The organism is Paenibacillus sp. FSL H7-0943, from assembly GCF_037963265.1.
Taxonomy (GTDB): domain Bacteria; phylum Bacillota; class Bacilli; order Paenibacillales; family Paenibacillaceae; genus Paenibacillus_AQ; species Paenibacillus_AQ odorifer.
Window position 1 is genome coordinate 3,003,454 of the sequence record NZ_CP150148.1, and the last position, 18,557, is coordinate 3,022,010.

An 18,557-nucleotide genomic window follows, 5' to 3' on the forward strand; every position below is an offset into this window, starting at 1 on the left:
TAGCCGCTATATGCTGACATTATTAGTTTTTATCCTGTTAACCCTTGTGGCCGGGTATTTTCATCTTACGAATGGCGTGTTTGATATGTCTGTAATGGATGTGATAAAAACACTGCTGCGAATAGATCCTAATGCTAAATTTGACCTGGTTATTTTTCAGTTTCGGTTACCACGGATCATTATTGCCTCATTAGTAGGAATAGGTCTGGGGATGGCGGGAACTGTCATTCAAGGGATTACCCGTAACGGGCTGGCTGATCCAGGGATCCTTGGGATTAATGCAGGCGCAGGAGCTGCCATCGTTGCGTTTATGTTTTTCTTTCAGATGTCGGGAGTTACTTTTTTCAAAGAAAGCTGGTTCTCGATACTAGCCATGCCGCTGTTTGGTTTTGTAGGTGGGCTTGCCGCAGTTGTCATTATCTTTATTTTTTCTTGGCGGAATGGTGCACTCGATATGCAACGCTTGATTTTGACAGGGATCGCGATTAGCAGTGGTTTTGGTGCGTTGTCGTTGTATATCTCTCTGAAAATGAATGCAAGTGATTATGAGATGGCTGCGGTTTGGAGTGTCGGAAGTATTTACAGCGCGAACTGGACTTATATCATTATGATCGCACCTTGGGTGCTTATTTTAGGATTTATAATGTATCGAAAAAGCTATTTACTCAATTATTTTCAATTGGAGGATTCCAGTACAAAGAGCTTAGGGATCTCTGTAGAAAAAGAAAAGCTGATCTTTCTGTTATGCAGTGTGGGGATCGTAAGTGTTTGTGTATCCGTATCCGGTTCTATAAGTTTTATAGGCTTGATGGCTCCTCATATCGCCAGAAGATTAGTAGGGATTAATCACCGCTATATTATGTTATCCAGTGCAGTGGTAGGGATGTTTTTGCTGGTGATCTCGGATTATTTTGCCAAAACAATATTTCAGCCGGCAGAGTTACCCGTGGGTATAGTCGTTTCGATTATTGGAATTCCTTATTTCTTATATTTATTAGCAAAGTCAAGAGTGTAGGGGAGAGTGTACAGAAAAAATGACAACACAAGTAGAGCTCGAACACACAGAATCATGGAAACTTGAATCTCAGTATATGGGTTACACGTACGATATAAAGGTTTCTCTTCCCAGAGAAGCAGCACCAGAAAAGGGCTTCCCCGTGTATTACATGCTCGATGGTAATTCATATTTTCAATTGGGTCGGGATGTTGTGAAATTGCAGTCAAGAAATGCCCCGAAAACTTTTATTGCACCAGCAATTGTGATTGGCATTGGACATTATGGTTCAGATGAAGAGGTCTCCAAAAGAAGATTTTATGATTTCACACCTCCAGCGAAGCAGTATGTATATCCGGATCGATTGAAAAATGCTGACATAGGTCCACATGGTGGGGCTGAGAAGTTTTTGGCTTTTTTAGAATTAGAGTTAATGCCAGCAATCAATAAGAAATATAATGTGGATCAGCATAAACAAGCCTTGTTTGGTCACTCTCTCAGCGGTTTATTTGTCCTCTGGACGTTATTCACTCGTGCGAAGCTATTCCAGTATTATTTGGCCTCTAGTCCATCCATTTGGTGGAATGATCATGAAATCCTGACGTATGCGGAGCAGTTCTATCACAAGGGTCAAGAGCTGACAGCCGATAAACAAAAATTATTGATTACCGTAGGAAGTGAAGAATCCTTTATGGTCGATGACGCAGCAGATTTATTTTCAAAATTGAACGAGTATGCTTTGTCTAATTTAGAGGTTGAGCACTATGTTGCACCCAATGAAAATCACGCTTCTGTAGTACCAACGATTATGAGTAGAGCGTTTCGAGTACTGAACTGTTAAGGAGTGGGGATATGACCCAAATGAGGGCAGGCGAGCTTGTGCTTTTTGAACATATGGATCGTCAGATTACCGTGTATTTACCGAAAGAATACCATTTATTCCCGGAGCGGTTATTCCCAGCGGTTTTCTTACAGGATGGAGATTTTTTGTTCAAAGAGGCGATTACAGCTATAGAGAAAGATATGGAAGAGGGAGTAACAGAACCGGTTATTTTTATAGGGATTGATTCTCAGTTGCGGAATGATGAATATACACCTTGGGAAATGCCTGCTCTTTTTAAGGATTGGTCCTTTGGGGGCAAGGGCGATGATTATTTGAATTATGTCTATCAGGATCTTGTACCCTATATCAAAAGCTCCTATCGCATCTCTAACGAGCCGGAGAAATTGGCTTTGGGTGGTGTTTCACTAGGTGGATTAATAAGTCTGTACGCGATGTACAAGACTGAAGCTACCGTTGGGAATTTTATATTGATATCTGCGTCTGTATGGTTTAAAGATTTCATTCATTTCATGGAGACTTCAAGACTAAATAGGGAATGCAGAATTTATATGTATGTTGGTGAACAGGAAGGGATCCACAAGACAAATGCCCAGAAGGACATGGTGCCTAACAGCAAACGTGCTTATGATATTTTAAAAGAGAAGATTGTTGGAGCGGATCAGCGAGTGAAGTTTGAGATGGATCCGCTGGGCACGCATAATGACACGTTTTTCCTGCAATATTTTCCGAATAGTATCAGGTTCTTATTTCCTGCAAAATAAACATAATAGGACGAGCAGGAGAGAGTATCCTTGCGTCGTCCTATTTATCGTGTGATAGCTGCTCTAGTTATTCTTCTGTAAATTCTCAAGATGGGCATCCAAATTGTCGAAGGTTTGGGAAATCCCCTCTAACATCCCCATATCAATCACTTGTTGCAAGGCTTCCGGAGAAGTGTATTTACCGGTATTCACCAGCTTCGTTTGACCCTCCAGGTCGATAAAATCTAGCTGGACAAGCGTTTCAGGCAAATCTTTTGAAATATTACCCTCTGCATCTGAGAATCCATCTGTATAAATGACTTGTTCTGGGACTGTAATTTCCTTATACAACGCCTTGCCCCAAGACTCCATACCGTAGAAATCCCCTTGATTCTTATCCACGCACTTCATGCAATAATGCCAAGTACCCCCTGGACGGAAATCGACATTACATACGGGAAGCGTCCAACCTTTTGGACCCCACCAGTGCTTCAAATGCTCAGCCTCTGAAAAAGCCTTGAATACTAGCTCACGTGGAGCTTGGAATACGCGCTCTAATACTAATGTGTTGCCATCAACAACTTTGGATACCACTTGGTTGGACGGGTTAGAATTTGTCATGGGATAGATCCTCCTCAAAATTTGTTTGCTTCCTGCCAATTTCGGCCTGAGGCTATGATTTTTTATTGTTTTCATTGCTCTGTAGCTTTTGTAAATAATCATCCAGTCGATCGTATCGTTCTTCCCATATATGGCGGTAGGAGTCTAACCAATCGTCTATTTCCTTAAATGGATCAGGACGGAGCTTGCAAATGCGCTTGTTAGCAACAGCTTGAACTTCAATTAATCCCGCTTCACTAAGGACGCGCAAATGCTTGGACGCTTGAGGCTGCCGTAGCTGAAGACTTTCTGCAATCTCCCCAACAGTTAGAGGATTCTCGCGTAATAGTTCAACGATCTGCATGCGGTGGGGCTCAGCTAAGGCACTCATAACGTTAGTATTCATAAACACAGATCACTTCGATTCATTAAATTCATTCGCATCTCTATTATGACATACTCTGGTTGAGCGGCTCTATAGCGCCTCCTTTTTGGTATTTCCTGTTTGTGATGATAATATACCACGGAGGGAATATTCCTGTAAAGGAATATATAATAACCATTGTATGACAACTGCTAGAGAAGGGCATGATACAAGCATTAAAAAGAAATATGTTCCATGATAACCAACAAACTTTACAAAAAACATAGGAATAGATATAATTAAGTATAACTTATCGGGTTTTAGAATTACGCAAGGGGCCTAACGCCAGTGGGCTCCTTTTGTATTTCTTGGCCATGTTACAGGAGGGTGAAGGTCATACACAATGAAAAGATTATGGTTTGTGTTCATTATGGTCCGCATGGGGAGCGTTTAATCCGGCGTGGTGTCCAACTATCTGAAATTATAGGGGCGCCATTGTTTGTATTAAATGTCGATAGTTCGGATATTGATGAATATAATCAGAGCAAAGAAATGTATATGACGGTCTGGAAACGTCTTGCCGATGAAGCTGGCGCAGAGTTTATCATTCGGAAACGTGAAGGCCGAAAAACAACAGATATTATTGTAGAAGTTGCTGAAGAGAATGAGGTCACACAGATCGTCATTGGACAATCTGCTCAAACTCGGTGGCAGGAGCTTACCAAACGTAATTTCATCAATGAACTCATTGGTAAAATGAAAATGATGGATCTGCATGTCGTGGCTGTGCAGCGGATGCGTGCAGGGCTGGAAGAAACCCATGAGGAAGGCGTTATCGCTTACCTGGTCAAAAACGGGGCTGAGTACCAGCTCAGTGATGAACCTCAGGGAGAGTATTCGCTTAAGGGAAAGTTCTTTCACGAACTACACACAGAATTTGAGAACGGTTTATTCAGAATTGAGCAAGAAGATGGAAAGGCTAGATATCTGCATATTTGTGATGGCACATTGACCGATTCTTTATAATCGGGCTTGCCCTTATCAACATTGGGGCCTTGTATATAAGGCCCTACCAATCATATGATCTTTGGCTTTTGGTAAAAAAGTAAGTACTAAAGTTCACAACTTGATAAGCTCAAGTGGAAAAGGAGGACTGCCTTTGCTGCATGTAATCATACTTGTTCCGTTTCTAATGGCCTTAGTAATCGCACTTTTGTCCAAGAGAGCACCCAACCTTCATAGAGGATGGCTTGTTTTCCCTGGTTCACTCGTTTTGTTTGTTTATTTCTTAACCCGGATTCCCGTTATTAAAGGTGGGGATTTGGGATATGAAACCATTTCATGGATTCCTTCACTAGGAATTGATTTGGTTTTCCATCTGGATGGATTAAGTTTGTTGTTTGCTTTGCTAATCACTGGGATGGGTAGTCTTGTAATTATCTATTCAATTTATTATCTGGACCGGCGAAAAGAAGCGTTAACCCCTTTTTATATTTATCTAATGTTGTTTATGGGGGCGATGCTTGGCGTTGTGCTCTCGGATAACTTGATGGTGTTATATGGCTTTTGGGAATTAACAAGTGTTTCGTCATTTCTGTTAATTGCCTTTTGGCATCGGCGGCAAAAATCGCGGTATGGTGCGCTCAAATCTATGTTGATTACCGTATTTGGTGGTTTAGCGATGTTTGCCGGCTTTTTAATGCTTTATGTAATGACAGGCACCTTTAGTATCCGGGAAATTTGGAGTGAGGTTGGCGATATTAGCGGGCATGCTTTATTTATTCCGGCGATGCTACTAATTCTCTTAGGCGCCTTCACCAAATCAGCTCAGTTCCCGTTTCATATCTGGCTGCCGGATGCCATGGAGGCACCGACACCCGTCAGCGCCTATCTGCACTCGGCAACGATGGTTAAAGCTGGATTGTATCTTGTCGCCCGTTTCAGCCCTGTTTTTGCGGGGCAATATGAGTGGTTCTGGGTTGTGTCAGGCGTCGGTTTGATCACCTTGATTTATGGCTCCATCCAGGCGATGAAGCAGACGGACCTGAAGGCTCTATTAGCCTATTCAACGATTAGTCAACTTGGACTGATTATGGGATTGCTGGGAATGGGATCGGCAGCGGCATTTTATGTAGGGGAAGATTCAGTCTTTTACACTGCTGCAACAACAGCGGCTATCTTTCACCTTATTAACCATGCCATCTTTAAAGGCTCTTTGTTTATGATGGTCGGTATAGTTGACCATGAGACGGGTACCCGCGACCTGCGAAAGCTGGGCGGATTGATTTCCATTATGCCGGTTACCTTTACGGTAGCGATGATCGGCAGTTTCTCGATGGCTGGTTTGCCGCCATTTTCCGGGTTTTTAAGTAAAGAGATGTTTTTTACGGCTGTTCTGAATATCCGAAACCTGGATATATTGTCTATTCCCTCGTTGTTTACGCTCTTCCCGGTTTTGGCCTGGATTGCCAGCGTGTTTACTTTTGCATACAGTATGATTTTGGTTTTCCACACCTTTTTCGGAAAATATCAGCCTGAGAAGCTGGACAAAAAACCGCATGAAGCCCCATTTGGACTTCTGCTTGCCCCGTGCCTGCTAGCAGTGCTGTCTATATTTATCGGTTTTTTCCCGAATATATTATCCAAAACACTTATTATCCCTGCAATGAATGCTATTCACCCAATCTTGCAGACCGGAGAACCCTTTGTTGTCAATATTCATTTCTGGCACGGCTTTACACCAGAAATATGGATGACACTTGGTGTTGTGATTCTTGGTATTATTGTATACCGAATCTATGGCCGCTGGAGTCTGGTCGATAAAGAATGGGGCAGTGGCTACACTTTAAATCAAGTCTATGATGGAGTAATCCGGCTGGTCGAGAAATCGTCTAGGGCGTTGACTGGCACCTATATGACAGGTTCCATGCGCCATTACTTGATGTATATATTCGCTTTCCTGATCGTAGCCATTGGTGGAGCCGTGTGGTATACCGATGGAATAACGCTTGGGACAACTGATTATGCTCCGTTTTCTTTGTTTGAAGTTATTGTTGTTATGGTTATGCTTGTGGGCGCTTTGGCTATCCCCTTTGTTCGTTCCAGAATCACAGCCATTTTGTTAACAGGAATGGTTGGTTATATGGTTACTTTACTCTTTGTTCTGTTCCGGGCACCTGATCTGGCGCTTACGCAGATGATTGTCGAAGTAGTATCCGTTACATTGTTCCTGCTATGTTTTCGGCATTTGCCTAAGCTGGAGAAAGAGCCGCTCAAACTTCGGTCTCGCTTGCCTAAGCTAATTATTTCCATCGGGATGGGAATAACTATGACATTGGTTGCACTTGCTGCTTTAGGCAGTAGTCCGTTCGAATCCATCTCGAAATATTATGTGGAGAATAGCTATACCTTGGGTGGCGGTAAAAATATTGTTAATGTTCTGCTCGTTGATTTCCGCGGCTTTGATACCATGTTTGAAATTACAGTGCTTGGCCTTGCCTCACTTGCTATTTATTCCATGATCAAGCTGCAGCTGGATACGGATGGAACTATTGCCCCACTGAAGCGGGCTGTGAAGGATAATAAACCACGTTCTTCTGTAAGTGATGATGTGTTACTACAAGCGGTAGCTAAAGTAGCCTTCGTTATGATACTAATATTTTCGCTTTATCTGTTTTTCGCCGGACATAATAATCCGGGAGGCGGATTTATTGGAGCATTGATGGCATCAGCCGCATTGGTACTGCTCGCCATTACTTTTGGGATTGATATGGTTGAGAAGGTATTGCCTATCGACTATCGTAAGTTAATCGCGGTTGGGGTATCTGTAGCTTTTCTTACAGGAATAGGTTCGTTTTTATTCGATGTACCTTTTCTGAGCCAAGCGTTTGGCTATTTCCAACTGCCACTTATGGGCAAAACAGAACTGACCACAGCAATGTTCTTTGATCTCGGTGTTTTCTTAGCTGTTATTGGTGTCACTATGAATATCATATTTACGATCGGGAGGGATAGTTAATGGAGCTTATTATTGCCCTGGCGATCGGTGTACTGTTTTCCGTAGGTGTTTATCTAGTTCTTTCCAAAAGCTTGCTGCGCATCCTTCTGGGAACCACTTTAATAACGCACGGCGTTCATTTGTTGTTACTGACAATGTCTGGCCTCAAGACAGGTGCTGCACCATTGCTGGGTGAGGAAGCGGAAGCTTATGTCGATCCTTTGCCGCAGGCGCTCATTTTGACCTCTATTGTAATTAGCTTTGGAGTAACAGCATTTTTTATTGTTTTGGCATACCGGACTTACCGCTCGACGGGTACCGATGATGTGGAAGGAACCAAGGAGGAGAGACGATGAACAACTTGTTAGTGCTGCCTCTGCTGATTCCGGCCATTACGGCAGTTATACTCATTTTTTTGAAAGAACGAGTACGTCTGCAACGAATCATAAGTGCCGTCAGTGTGTTTGTAAATATCTTTGTTGCAGGATTCATTGTGTATCAGGTAAATACAAACGGTATCCAGACCTTATATATGGGGGGATGGCGTCCACCTTATGGCATTGTGTTTGTTGCCGATATGTTTTCGGCATTGCTCGTTTTGACTGCGGCCATTGTTGGCGCGGCTTGTCTGTTTTTTTCCTTCGCTAGCATTGGGGAAGACAGGGAAAGGTTTTATTACTATCCGTTTCTCCATTTTTTATTAACCGGGGTATTTGGCTCTTTCCTCACCGGGGACTTGTTTAACTTGTTTGTCTGCTTTGAGGTGCTGTTAGTTGCCTCTTACGCTTTGATCGTACTTGGTGGGTCCAAGGGTCAACTGCGAGAGACATTAAAGTATGTATTAATTAATGTGATTTCCTCATCCTTGTTTGTGGCGACGATTGCTTATTTATATGCCGCGACAGGAACACTGAATATGGCGCATCTATCTTTGCGTGTAGCAGAGGCGGGACAAGGCGGTGTAATGAACGTCATTGCGGTCCTGCTGCTAATTGTATTTTCGATTAAGGCAGGTTTACTGCTCTTTTTCTGGCTTCCCGATTCTTATAGTGCACCACCATTGGCTGTTAGAGCCCTGTTTGGGGCTTTGCTAACCAAGGTCGGATTGTATGCAATTACTCGTACCTTTACTTTGATTTTTATTCAAGAACCGGGACTCACCCATACATTGATTGCCTGGATGGCGGGGGCGACGATGATACTTGGGGCAATCGGGGCATTGGCATACAACGATTTGGGCCGAATATTTAATTATAATATCATCATCAGTGTAGGATTTATTGCTTTTGGGATCTCTGTCGCGACTCAGGATTCGTTAAATGGTGTAGTGTTTTATTTAATGCATGACATGGTTGCCAAAGCATTATTATTCTTTCTGGGTGGGATGATTATCTCAGCTTCAGGCACTGACCGCTTAAAAGAAATGGGTGGTTTAATCCGACGTTATCCGTGGACCGGCTGGATGTTTTTTGTACTGACTTTGGCATTGGTTGGTGTTCCACCCCTTAGTGGTTTCGCTGGAAAAGTGATGATGGTGCGGAGTGGATTTGGCGAGAATCACGTGGCTCTGGCGCTGATTGCACTTGCATCCAGCTTCGTAGTGTTATATTCCTTGATCAAGGTATTCCAGCAAGTGTTCTGGGGTGGCGAGAAAAGGGAAGAACAAGTCAAACCGCTTCATTATAAAGCTATGATGGCACCGGCAGCTGTTCTGTTCGCGATTGTAATTCTGATGGGTGTGGGTGCGGAGACGGTAAACGGACTTGTCAGCCAAGCCGGAGCTGTACTGGCTGATCCAGCACTATACATCAACGCTGTCATGAAGGAGTGATACTATGGCTTTTCAACTATTATTGAATTTCATGATAGCATTCCTGTGGATGTTCCTGCACAATGACTGGACTGGGCCACGTTTCGTCATTGGTTTCTTGATCGGTATCCTCATTCTGCTCGGAATGCGACGTTTTTGGCCCAGATTATATCTAGGAAAAGTGTGGGCAATTATTAAGCTAATCCTGTTGCTGCTGCGGGAGCTGGTCGTTTCAAGTTATGTAGTGGTAAAAGCTGTTCTGAGACCGGAGCTTAATATACGTCCAGCAATCTTGAAATATACTACAGAGCTGAAATCGGATTGGGAAGTGGCTACGTTGATCACATTGCTCTGCCTTACTCCCGGATCTGTCGTACTTGAAGTATCGGATGATAACCGGACTTTGTATATTCATGCCATGGATGTTGAGGATCCCGCACAGTTCAGAGCGAATATCCGTGACACCTTTGAGCGTGCGATATTGGAGGTGACCCGTTAATGATCCATTTTATTCTTATGCTCTCGCTTACGATTATGGCGCTGGCGATTGGTGTATGTGCCTGGCGGTTGTTGAAGGGACCTTCTTTGCCCGACCGGGTAGCGGCACTGGATACGATTGGAATTAATCTGTTAGCCATGGTAGCCGTTCTTTCTGTTTTACTCCGAACGCAGGCTTTTATCGAAATTATTTTGTTAATAGGCATTCTTTCCTTTATCGGCACGACGGCATTTGCCAGATACATCGAAAGGGGAGTGGTGCTTGAACATGGAAATGATCAAGACAGTCGGTGAATTGCTGTTTGCCTTATTAATACTGATGGGGGCATTGCTTAGTGCTGTAAGTGCTTATGGTCTGATTCGGCTGCCTGATGTTTATCTGAGATCACATGCTGCTGCCAAAAGTGCCACCCTTGGTGTTTTATGTGTTCTGAGCGGGGCCTTTCTATATTTTGCATTTTTTCTAGATCATATAAGTGCTAAGCTGCTACTGGGGATTGTCTTTGTATTTATGACCTCACCTTTATCTGCGCATTTGACGGGCAGAGCTGCTTATCGCTCAGGGGTTCCCTTATGGAATCGCAGAATTCAAGATGATTTAAGAGAGGTACTGGAGAAAGAAAAAGCTGTAGCAGCATCCCCTGAACGGGATGTGCCTCAAGAATAAAATCCATGAAATGGTGATCTGCGATTTCGGATTACAACAATAAGTTTGGATCGCAATAGCTAAAAAGCAACAACCCTGCATGAAAACGCGGGGTTGTTGCTTTTTTAGATTAAAACTACTCTTTTTTGTTATCTTAACGAACTAATATTTTGCCTTCTCCAGCAAGGATGCGAAGTACTCTTGGGAGTCGATCACCATCATTCTCAGGGATGTCCAATTGAATGCCGTAGTGGAAACTGCCTTGTTGTTCTTTGTTCCATTTCAATATTCCTTCTATGTACATAGATTCATCCGTAAGATTCATTTCCATGCCAATGCGTACTAGGTTATTTTCTGGGTTGATATTGAGGGGTAACGATAAGTGGCAACCCGATCGACTGATGTCGAACAATACAGCCCTTACAGGCTTGGAAGGAACCTGGATTCCGTTAATAGTAAGAATATGAAGATCAAATGTTACAGGTTCTTTAAGGGTATATCGAAAAGGTTCGGTTCTGCGATTAGTGTTCATATGCTCCTCCATACTTTTCCATGTAATATAAATTATCGACATAAAAGTAGGATTAGTGAAGAGCTGATTCAATTTTTGATTTATTTCACTACTTGAGCAGTCTCGTAGGTAAGGCAGCGCAGACTTTGATCAGGATAACGCATTTCTGCCGTGTAGCTGCTGCCATCTTCCAGCATCATCTGAACAGCGACCATGCCGCGTTTATCATTGGTGTCAGTGTTGATCAGTGTTGCTGTAGCAATTTTCCGGCTTTCTTTTTGTTTATCTGTTAGGATAGTTATGGCCGCATTGATCCAACGGGCATCTTTATAGATAGTGCTGCCAGCAGAAGCGCTAATTGGTGTTCTTTTCAGAGCAATATTAATCGCGGTCGTATTCACTACCATACCGTTTATGGGATCAATTAGTACATCATATTCCCAGAATTCCTTACCTTGCCCTTCTAGGGTCTTGGCGTTATATGGACTGAAATGTACAGCCCATGTCCACGGCAGCGAGGTTCGGGTATCACTCAGAATAACCCGCATCTGCAGCTTGGCAATATCCACATCGAATAATTTGCGTACGCTTGAAGCAGCCAGAATAACGGCATCAGTTTGACTCAAATTCTCTGCAGCAGGCGGTGTGACAGTGGTCCGTTTGGATTCAGAAGTCTCATGACCCGCCATGTCTATGAAATTCTTAATGGTTTGTATTTCTTTAGGACTCATCTGCGGTTGCAGATCGTCATTCACTGTGGACACCGGCGTTGGTGCTTCCAACTTCACCCCTGGGGTTTTGGTGCTGGTTAAAGCTAAATGGGTGGTGTTTTGAATGACTGCACTGACGATTAGCAGACTCCCCGAGAACAGGAGTATAGCTAAAGTAGTGGGGAATTTTTTGTTATTCACTTGAATAACCTCCATTTGCTTCGGATGATGCTGAATCTTCCTAACCTTAAACTATAGATGTTATAGAGTAGGTGAACAGATGTTATGGAGTTGTAAAAAGATGCGGATACTTGTTCCTTGACCTAAAGTAGAATTCAGTGAAATTCTAGTTTGATGCGCATCTGCGATTTGCTTGCATAAAGATAAACCAAGACCCGCACCCCCGTATTCGCGTGTGCGCGATTTTTCACCTCGATAAAAGGGTTCAAAAACACGCGCACTCTGTTCCGGTGTCATCCCAAATCCCGAATCACATACTTCCAATATGGCTTCATTTTGCAATACATAGGCAAGCAAGCGGATGGTGCTCCCTTGCGGAGATGCATGAATGGAATTTTCGACAAGGTTAACCAAGAAGGAAGTTAGCAGATCATGATCACCCCAAACCGCAGGGATGGAATAATCCATTTCTAGTTTGATGCTTGCTTCGTCCAATTTAAGCTGCTCAATCTGTTTAACCGATTTGAACAAATCTGATATGTCTACTTGTTTCAGAGTCAGAGGATGATGCCGTAGGACGGACAAATCCAGCAGTTTGAAGGCTAAATTCTTCAGGCGTAAGGTTTCACTAAGGATATATTGACCAGCCATCTGCTGTTCTTCCTGGCCTATATTTGCGGAAGTCAGAAATTCAGCAAATCCCTGCATACTGGTTAAAGGTGTGCGCAGTTCGTGGGCGAGGTTATCGACCATTCTCTGCTTTTCATCGGCCATATTAGACAGTTCGATCACGTGCTGCTCCACTGCGTTTGCCATTCGGTTAAAGTTCAGGGCTAACTCACCAAATTCATCTTTACTGCGCAACTGCACGCGCTCGGTATATTTGCCTTCAGCGATCGTTTTTGTAGTCTTTGAAAGCTGTTTAAGTGGTTTGGTCAACTGCCGGATCAGCAAGTAGAGTAATAGGAGCAGAATTGGACCGATAATCCAGTTAATCATTACAAAAAAACGGTTCAGCTCATGCTGCTTAGCATACAGGTCACTGATATCACGTTGATAAACGATCGACAAAGCTTGATAGGGAGCAGGGAGCTCAGTAGAGAGTTGAATAGAATGTGACTCCGGTGTTGAGACTGATGGGACTCCGGCATTCGGATAAACCAGCTGGTCATTCTCCCAGAGCTGTAGTCCGATTCCCTGCTTATGATAAAATTCACCATAGGATTGAGCCACACTTGAGATTAAAGTAGAGGTAAGTGTGGCCCCACGGGTCTGAATCGATTCAAGATTTTCATAAATGTTGTTTGCAATTAATAGCTGTTCGCTTGAAGCACGCTGCATTTCGCTGTCCATGTTCAGCTGCCAGCTTTTTTTCATAATCATGATTACACTCACATCTAGGGCGACGATGAAGAAAGCGAGGACTGACAGCAGAATTTTATGCCAGAATCTCATACTAGACCTGAACTTCCAAGCGGTAACCAAGCTTAAATACGGTTTTAATTCGTTCTTCCCAGCCTAGTTTTTTGCGCAGCTGTCTGATGTGAACATCTACGGTACGGGTATCTCCTTCAAAATCATAGCCCCAGGCTAATTCCAGCAACTTTTCCCTTGATAAAGCAATATTTCTGTTGCGGATAAGGACCTCAAGCAGCTCAAATTCCCTAGCGGTTAAATCTACGGGTATCTGATCCACCATCACAAGCCTCTCAAGATAACGTACCTCAACGTTTTCACAGAGAAAATTGGAAATGCCTTTTTCGCTCCTACGTAACACTACATTGATTCTTGCCAACAATTCAAGGATTTCAAAAGGTTTAATAATATAATCATCGGCGCCCAGTTCAAAGCCTTTGATGCGATCAGCCAGTGAATCTTTTGCGGTGATCAGAATCACCGGAATTTGTAAGTGAGCAATCCGCTGCATGATCTCAAAACCGTCCAGTTCGGGCAGCATTATATCGAGCAGAATTAAATCGGCCTTTTCACGTTCCAGCAGTTCAATAACCTCCAGCCCGCGATAAGCCTTGCTATAGGTATGTCCGACTAATTTTAGATTCATAGTAATTAAGTCACTGATTGCACGTTCATCTTCTACGACTATGATATGGCCCATAGTTCATTGTTCCCTCCTAAGCTAGCAAATCACTTCCTAATGCTAATAAACTATAAACAACTTATTACAGAATTGTCCAGTGCAGGTATGAAAAAGCATCTAGTTCTTCCTAATTTGGTTTGTTGATAAAGCTCAAAAAGGACTGAAAAAGAGAGCGGAAGCAGTCTCTTAATCAATCCTGAAAAACATCATTATAAACCTTCGCAACTCTTGATTAATTGGAAATTCCATCTGTTGTTGACTTAGACAAGTGGGCATCAGGGGCAATAAATTCGTGAACGATTTGACGAAAATACTCGTGATTATCATAGCTGTTGTACATACGCCAGGCCACTGTTTGGGAGTTGCCGAAAAATAACCGCTCAAACTGGGTTTGACGACCTCCGAATGCACCCGCTCCTAGTTCCCAAGCCAGCCGGAATAAGGCATTTCGATACCACGCATCCGAGATATTTCCCTTCAAATACTCATAAAGATACGAACCAGCGCTTGATGTAAAGTCGGCTTCAGAGGGGATCATGATGAGCCCGCTTGAACTGAGGTTTTGAACCATTTCAACCATCTCTGGATAAAACTCTGAAAAGTGAATGGTTGAAGCCAACAGTGGACCTTTATCTGGAACGAGATATCCAAATTTGTCGAGCGAAGCCCCTATTTCCGCTGCAAGTCTTAAGGCTTTGAAAGTTTCTAAATAGGTTAATATTCTGGAAATAGGCAAAATCGTGTAGGCCTCAAGGACAGCATTTTGTTCTTCCGCCAAACTCTCTAGCATACCAAGAAAAAACTCGGTCTTTGCAATATAGCGGGTGATAATTTGGTGGGCCATATGCGTATGAAAGTTACTTTCGCCGAATAATCGGGAACAGTACCTCTCATCGCCATAATAAAATATACGATCATGAGGGATAAGTACACGGTCAAAGATAACAAGGGTATCCATTTCTTCATATCTTGAACTTAACGGATGGTCGTAGGTGGATGAGGCAGCGTAGCTTTCACGGCAAAAAAAAGTCATCCCAGGCAGATCATTAGGCACCGCAAAGGCAAACGCAAAGGGATTATCATCATCCACAAGTGAGGGTGAGGGAGTTGGGAATACAAGCATTTCATCGCAGGTAGCTCCCTGTGTTGCCATCATAAAAGCACCGGTAACAAACATCCCTTGATCATTGATTTCTACGACTTTAGCAGCGATAGAATCCTCTGTAGCATCAATCTGGCCGGATATTTTGCTGGCTTGAGGCTGGATGAAAGCATGGGATAAGGTAATGTCATGATCTCGACAGAAGGCATAGTATTTTCTGAGGTTCTCAGCATATTTCGGATTATGATCCTCAAGGATATCAGCAGCTGTGAACAGAGACATGATGGCCGTATTCATATAATCGGGGGAACGTCCTAAAAATCCGTGGTGTCTGTTGGACCAGAGTTCAATCATTTTTCTCCGGCGTTCTAAATCTTCAGCATTTTTGGGTGGAAGAAAAGATAAACCAACCGGATCTCCAGTATCAGGTGAAGGATAGGTCATCTGCGCCAAATAACGTTCATCACACTGCATGTTATACATTTCGGCTTGTGTTTGTATGAGACCTTGAAAGGCAGGGTGTTTGGATAAAGGACCTTCAACACGTGTTCCTTTGTACCAGATATTGATCTTTTGCCGGTCGATTCGTTCGATGTATTGATTACCTGTTTTTATAGGCATAGGTTCCACCTCTTTGAAGTCATCTTTGACTAATAAAGCCGTATTATTGCTATTAATGTACGTAATCATGAATCTCCGTGTACATTGTCCATAAACCGTGGTGAGCTGGGAGTTTAGGGTTGACATAAACGATGCTGACTTGTATATTTTGGATATTGGATTACAAGTGTAGTCATACAGAGGAAAGAAAGGCGGATAGAATGATGTCTACGGAAACTCCAAAGATCTCGGATGCCGAGTGGGAAGTGATGAAGGTGCTGTGGGCAAGTGCCCCACGCACTGCAGGTGAGATTGTTGAAGCACTAGAAGGCAACAGGGACTGGAACCCAAAGACGGTACGGACGTTGATTAAGCGTCTGACAGAGAAACGGGCTATTGGTTATAACCAGACAGGTAGGGTGTATTCCTATTATCCGCTGGTGCGGGAAGAGGAATGTGTCCAATCGGAGACAAGATCCTTTCTGAAGCGGATCTACGGTGGAACTCTGCGCCCGATGTTGGTCAATTTTTTGCAGGATGAAAAGTTGTCCCGGGAAGATATTGAAGAACTGAAGAGAATTTTGGATGAACGAAAGGACTGAGCCGCTTGCTGGAAGCTGCATACAATCTGTTCGTCAAGGTATTGTCGCTGTCTGCCATGGCGAGCGTGCTGGCTCTGCTGATCTTATTGACCCGCTTCCTGTTCAAGGATCGTCTGAAACCTACCTGGACGTATCTTCTGTGGATACCATTGATCGTGAGGCTGGCTATACCTTGGGCACCTGAAAGCACATTTAGTATTTTTAATCTGTTGCCGCTGGAGAAAGAAACGGCGCAGAGTTCCTTTATTCCGTCAGCGCAATCGGAAGTTGGCTTTACTTATGTCCCAGAGTTGACCGGAGGGGAAAAGGAACCGCCGTCAGTTACTGGAATTGCAAAAACTGGACCTTTGCCGGGAGAATCGACATCGGATGATGTGGCACAAGTCAATCCGCATACCGATTCAGGATGGGAGCCGATACATGTACTGGTTTTGGTGTGGTTTGGCGGAGCGGCGGTGGTGCTGGGCATGTCGGTTCGAGCGCAACTGCGATTTACCGCACGGGTTCGACAGGAAACGGAGATTCATTCCTCAGAAGTCCAACGGTTGTTCAAATCCTGTAAGCAGGAAATGCAGGTGCGTCGCCCAGTCAAGCTGATCGGGACGAAGCAGATTGCCGTACCGACACTACTTGGCGTTATGCGGCCCAAGTTGCTGCTGCCCACCTCTACTTTACACACTCTGGAGACGAACGGACTCCGTCATATATTCCTTCATGAGCTGGCACATGTGAAGCGCCATGACATTTTGCTAAATCTGCTGACAGGTCTGCTGCTGGCCATGCATTGGTTTAATCCTCTGTTGTGGTATGCCGTACGCCAAATGAAAGACGATCAAGAGGTTGCCTGTGATGCTCTGGCCTTGAAGCATCTTGAACCAGCTTGCCACAGAAGTTATGCCTTGACACTTCTCAAATTGTTAGAAACCTTACCCGATCCGATCCGGTTGGCAGGTACAGCTGGCATTTCAAGCAGTAAAAAGGAAATGGAAAGAAGGATTATTATGATCACCAGGCACAAAAAATTTACGGCAAAAAGCTCAATGCTGGGCCTCGCTGTAATTATGATCTTAAGTGGCTGTACCCTTACAGGAGCAAAGCTAAATTCTGCATCAGCTCCGGCAATGAGCGCTCCTGCTACTTTTCAGGCAGAAGTGCAGGATAAAAATACAACGGATTCCAGTGTTAAAGGCACTTTATTGGCGGAAAAAAACGGAATCACGGTATCTGCTAATCCCACTGGTGAGAATACACTTTTGCATAAAGTCACGGTAGATGTGCGTGGTGAAGTAAGCCGTACGTTCTTGTGGAATGCAGGAGAAGATAAAACTCGGCCTCCATTGATTGAAGAAGCAGATGTGAACGGAGATGGAACTAAAGAAATTTTCATACGCATTACGACCGGCACGGGTACTGGACTTTCTATGAGTGAGATTCATGTGCTCCAGCCTGCTAGCTTGGAAGAGCTTGTGGTCGAAGATCCGATCGAAACGTTGAATCAGAAGCTGAAATCATCCATTACACATCGAAATAACCACACTTATGTATCTGCTGAACTGGACGGAAAGCATTTGACCAAAGTGTATGATTACACGGAGGGAGCTTGGGGAGAGAAGGTCGGATTTGGCTCTATAGTTTCATACGAACTGATAGATGACCAAATTGTAGCCCATATGTCCGGTGCGGCGTCTATGTCTGAGTTTCCGCTCGAAGTTATTGCCGTTTACGGGAAGAATCTGACCCTTGAGAGCGCACAGATGTACTATGGATCGTTTATATCTCCACCACTCAGTGAACAGGATATCAAGTCCATGATGGAAAAACAGCTTCCGGCAAGTGGTTGGACCTTTAGCAAAGACGGAGATCAGTATAGGGTGGATATAGATCCACTGAATGGCGTAGGGGAAGGCAATAGCTATAAAATAAATCCGCTTACCGGAACGGTTCATGACGTAACTTCTGGCAGTCCACTGAGAAGTCTTGTAAACCGAGAAGCGATAGATCTGTGGAACATCTCTAACGGTACAGAATACCAGAAGGAACTGTATAAGTTACTCCAACCTATCTTTGATACAGAGGGTTTCAAGCCAACAGATACGGACTGGATTTCAGGCTTTATCGGGGATGGTTATTTGTTCAGTGATGTTAGGCAAGGAAGCAGGGAATTCACGATTAAAGTAGATGTCTTTACTGGTCAGTGGGAGGAAATTCCTGACCCGTATCAATAGTTAAGTTTCAAGGTCTGTACCGTATTATTGAAGAGA

19 protein-coding genes are annotated in these 18,557 nt (G+C 43.7%); 12 read left to right on the plus strand and 7 right to left on the minus strand.

Annotated features, from left to right (window positions below; all coding sequences use genetic code 11):
- Window positions 1-10: 10 nt before the first annotated feature.
- From NSQ55_RS13010 to NSQ55_RS13020, 3 genes are read left to right on the plus strand one after another with little or no spacing between them, the layout of a single operon-like run.
- Entirely contained in the window at window positions 11-1,015 is a 1,005-nt protein-coding gene (locus NSQ55_RS13010) for an iron ABC transporter permease (RefSeq protein ID WP_076144064.1), read from the plus strand.
- Between the two features lie 19 nt (window positions 1,016-1,034).
- Entirely contained in the window at window positions 1,035-1,835 is an 801-nt protein-coding gene (locus tag NSQ55_RS13015) for an alpha/beta hydrolase-fold protein (protein ID WP_339173768.1), read from the plus strand.
- Between the two features lie 11 nt (window positions 1,836-1,846).
- Window positions 1,847-2,599: an alpha/beta hydrolase-fold protein gene (locus tag NSQ55_RS13020; RefSeq protein ID WP_339173770.1), complete on the plus strand. Its 753-nt coding sequence runs from the start codon at window positions 1,847-1,849 to the stop codon at window positions 2,597-2,599.
- Between the two features lie 63 nt (window positions 2,600-2,662).
- Here the strand turns inward: NSQ55_RS13020 and NSQ55_RS13025 are convergent, their stop codons facing one another.
- The gene (locus NSQ55_RS13025; protein ID WP_076183573.1) at window positions 2,663-3,199 is read right to left on the minus strand and encodes an SRPBCC domain-containing protein; all 537 of its coding nucleotides are present in this window, start codon (window positions 3,197-3,199) and stop codon (window positions 2,663-2,665) included.
- A 52-nt stretch (window positions 3,200-3,251) separates the two neighbouring features.
- Window positions 3,252-3,584, minus strand: a complete 333-nt coding sequence (locus NSQ55_RS13030; RefSeq protein WP_076183577.1) for a metalloregulator ArsR/SmtB family transcription factor — start codon at window positions 3,582-3,584, stop codon at window positions 3,252-3,254.
- A 345-nt stretch (window positions 3,585-3,929) separates the two neighbouring features.
- Here NSQ55_RS13030 and NSQ55_RS13035 point away from each other — a divergent pair, with 345 nt between their 5' ends.
- The 7 genes from NSQ55_RS13035 (at window position 3,930) to mnhG (ending at window position 10,514) form a co-directional block, all read left to right on the plus strand.
- Entirely contained in the window at window positions 3,930-4,568 is a 639-nt protein-coding gene (locus NSQ55_RS13035) for a universal stress protein (protein ID WP_232061321.1), read from the plus strand.
- 127 nt (window positions 4,569-4,695) lie between these two features.
- Window positions 4,696-7,560: a Na+/H+ antiporter subunit A gene (locus NSQ55_RS13040; RefSeq protein WP_339174507.1), complete on the plus strand. Its 2,865-nt coding sequence runs from the start codon at window positions 4,696-4,698 to the stop codon at window positions 7,558-7,560.
- Window positions 7,560-7,895: a Na(+)/H(+) antiporter subunit C gene (locus NSQ55_RS13045; RefSeq protein ID WP_036686402.1), complete on the plus strand. Its 336-nt coding sequence runs from the start codon at window positions 7,560-7,562 to the stop codon at window positions 7,893-7,895. Before NSQ55_RS13040 ends, NSQ55_RS13045 begins: the two co-directional genes overlap by 1 nt.
- Complete coding sequence (locus NSQ55_RS13050) at window positions 7,892-9,370, plus strand: Na+/H+ antiporter subunit D (protein ID WP_339173775.1); 1,479 nt, start codon at window positions 7,892-7,894, stop codon at window positions 9,368-9,370. The genes NSQ55_RS13045 and NSQ55_RS13050 overlap by 4 nt, the downstream gene beginning before the upstream one ends.
- 4 nt (window positions 9,371-9,374) lie before the next feature.
- On the plus strand, window positions 9,375-9,848 hold the full coding sequence (locus NSQ55_RS13055; protein ID WP_076126047.1) for a Na+/H+ antiporter subunit E: 474 nt from the start codon (window positions 9,375-9,377) through the stop codon (window positions 9,846-9,848).
- Window positions 9,848-10,141 (plus strand): Na(+)/H(+) antiporter subunit F1, encoded by a 294-nt coding sequence (locus NSQ55_RS13060; protein WP_036686407.1) that lies wholly within the window; start codon window positions 9,848-9,850, stop codon window positions 10,139-10,141. The genes NSQ55_RS13055 and NSQ55_RS13060 overlap by 1 nt, the downstream gene beginning before the upstream one ends.
- Window positions 10,116-10,514 (plus strand): monovalent cation/H(+) antiporter subunit G, encoded by a 399-nt coding sequence (gene mnhG / locus NSQ55_RS13065; protein ID WP_076126049.1) that lies wholly within the window; start codon window positions 10,116-10,118, stop codon window positions 10,512-10,514. The genes NSQ55_RS13060 and mnhG overlap by 26 nt, the downstream gene beginning before the upstream one ends.
- A 133-nt stretch (window positions 10,515-10,647) precedes the next feature.
- Here the strand turns inward: mnhG and NSQ55_RS13070 are convergent, their stop codons facing one another.
- The 5 genes from NSQ55_RS13070 to NSQ55_RS13090 form a co-directional block, all read right to left on the minus strand.
- Window positions 10,648-11,025: a PilZ domain-containing protein gene (locus NSQ55_RS13070; protein ID WP_076126051.1), complete on the minus strand. Its 378-nt coding sequence runs from the start codon at window positions 11,023-11,025 to the stop codon at window positions 10,648-10,650.
- An 80-nt stretch (window positions 11,026-11,105) separates the two neighbouring features.
- A complete protein-coding gene (locus tag NSQ55_RS13075) occupies window positions 11,106-11,915 on the minus strand; it encodes a hypothetical protein (protein ID WP_076279081.1) in 810 nt (269 codons plus the stop codon).
- A 60-nt stretch (window positions 11,916-11,975) separates the two neighbouring features.
- A complete protein-coding gene (locus NSQ55_RS13080) occupies window positions 11,976-13,349 on the minus strand; it encodes a HAMP domain-containing sensor histidine kinase (protein ID WP_076126055.1) in 1,374 nt (457 codons plus the stop codon).
- Between the two features lies 1 nt (window position 13,350).
- Window positions 13,351-14,010 carry a response regulator transcription factor gene (locus NSQ55_RS13085; protein ID WP_076135640.1) on the minus strand — a complete coding sequence of 220 codons (660 nt, stop codon included), beginning with the start codon at window positions 14,008-14,010 and terminating at the stop codon, window positions 13,351-13,353.
- 214 nt (window positions 14,011-14,224) lie between these two features.
- Window positions 14,225-15,715: a 4-hydroxyphenylacetate 3-hydroxylase N-terminal domain-containing protein gene (locus NSQ55_RS13090; RefSeq protein ID WP_076304233.1), complete on the minus strand. Its 1,491-nt coding sequence runs from the start codon at window positions 15,713-15,715 to the stop codon at window positions 14,225-14,227.
- 200 nt (window positions 15,716-15,915) lie between these two features.
- On the opposite strand from NSQ55_RS13090, the gene NSQ55_RS13095 reads away from it, so the two are divergent.
- Both NSQ55_RS13095 and NSQ55_RS13100 read left to right on the plus strand, forming a co-directional pair.
- Window positions 15,916-16,296 carry a BlaI/MecI/CopY family transcriptional regulator gene (locus NSQ55_RS13095; RefSeq protein WP_256716494.1) on the plus strand — a complete coding sequence of 127 codons (381 nt, stop codon included), beginning with the start codon at window positions 15,916-15,918 and terminating at the stop codon, window positions 16,294-16,296.
- Between the two features lie 5 nt (window positions 16,297-16,301).
- A complete protein-coding gene (locus tag NSQ55_RS13100) occupies window positions 16,302-18,521 on the plus strand; it encodes a M56 family metallopeptidase (RefSeq protein WP_339173782.1) in 2,220 nt (739 codons plus the stop codon).
- Window positions 18,522-18,557: the final 36 nt, after the last annotated feature.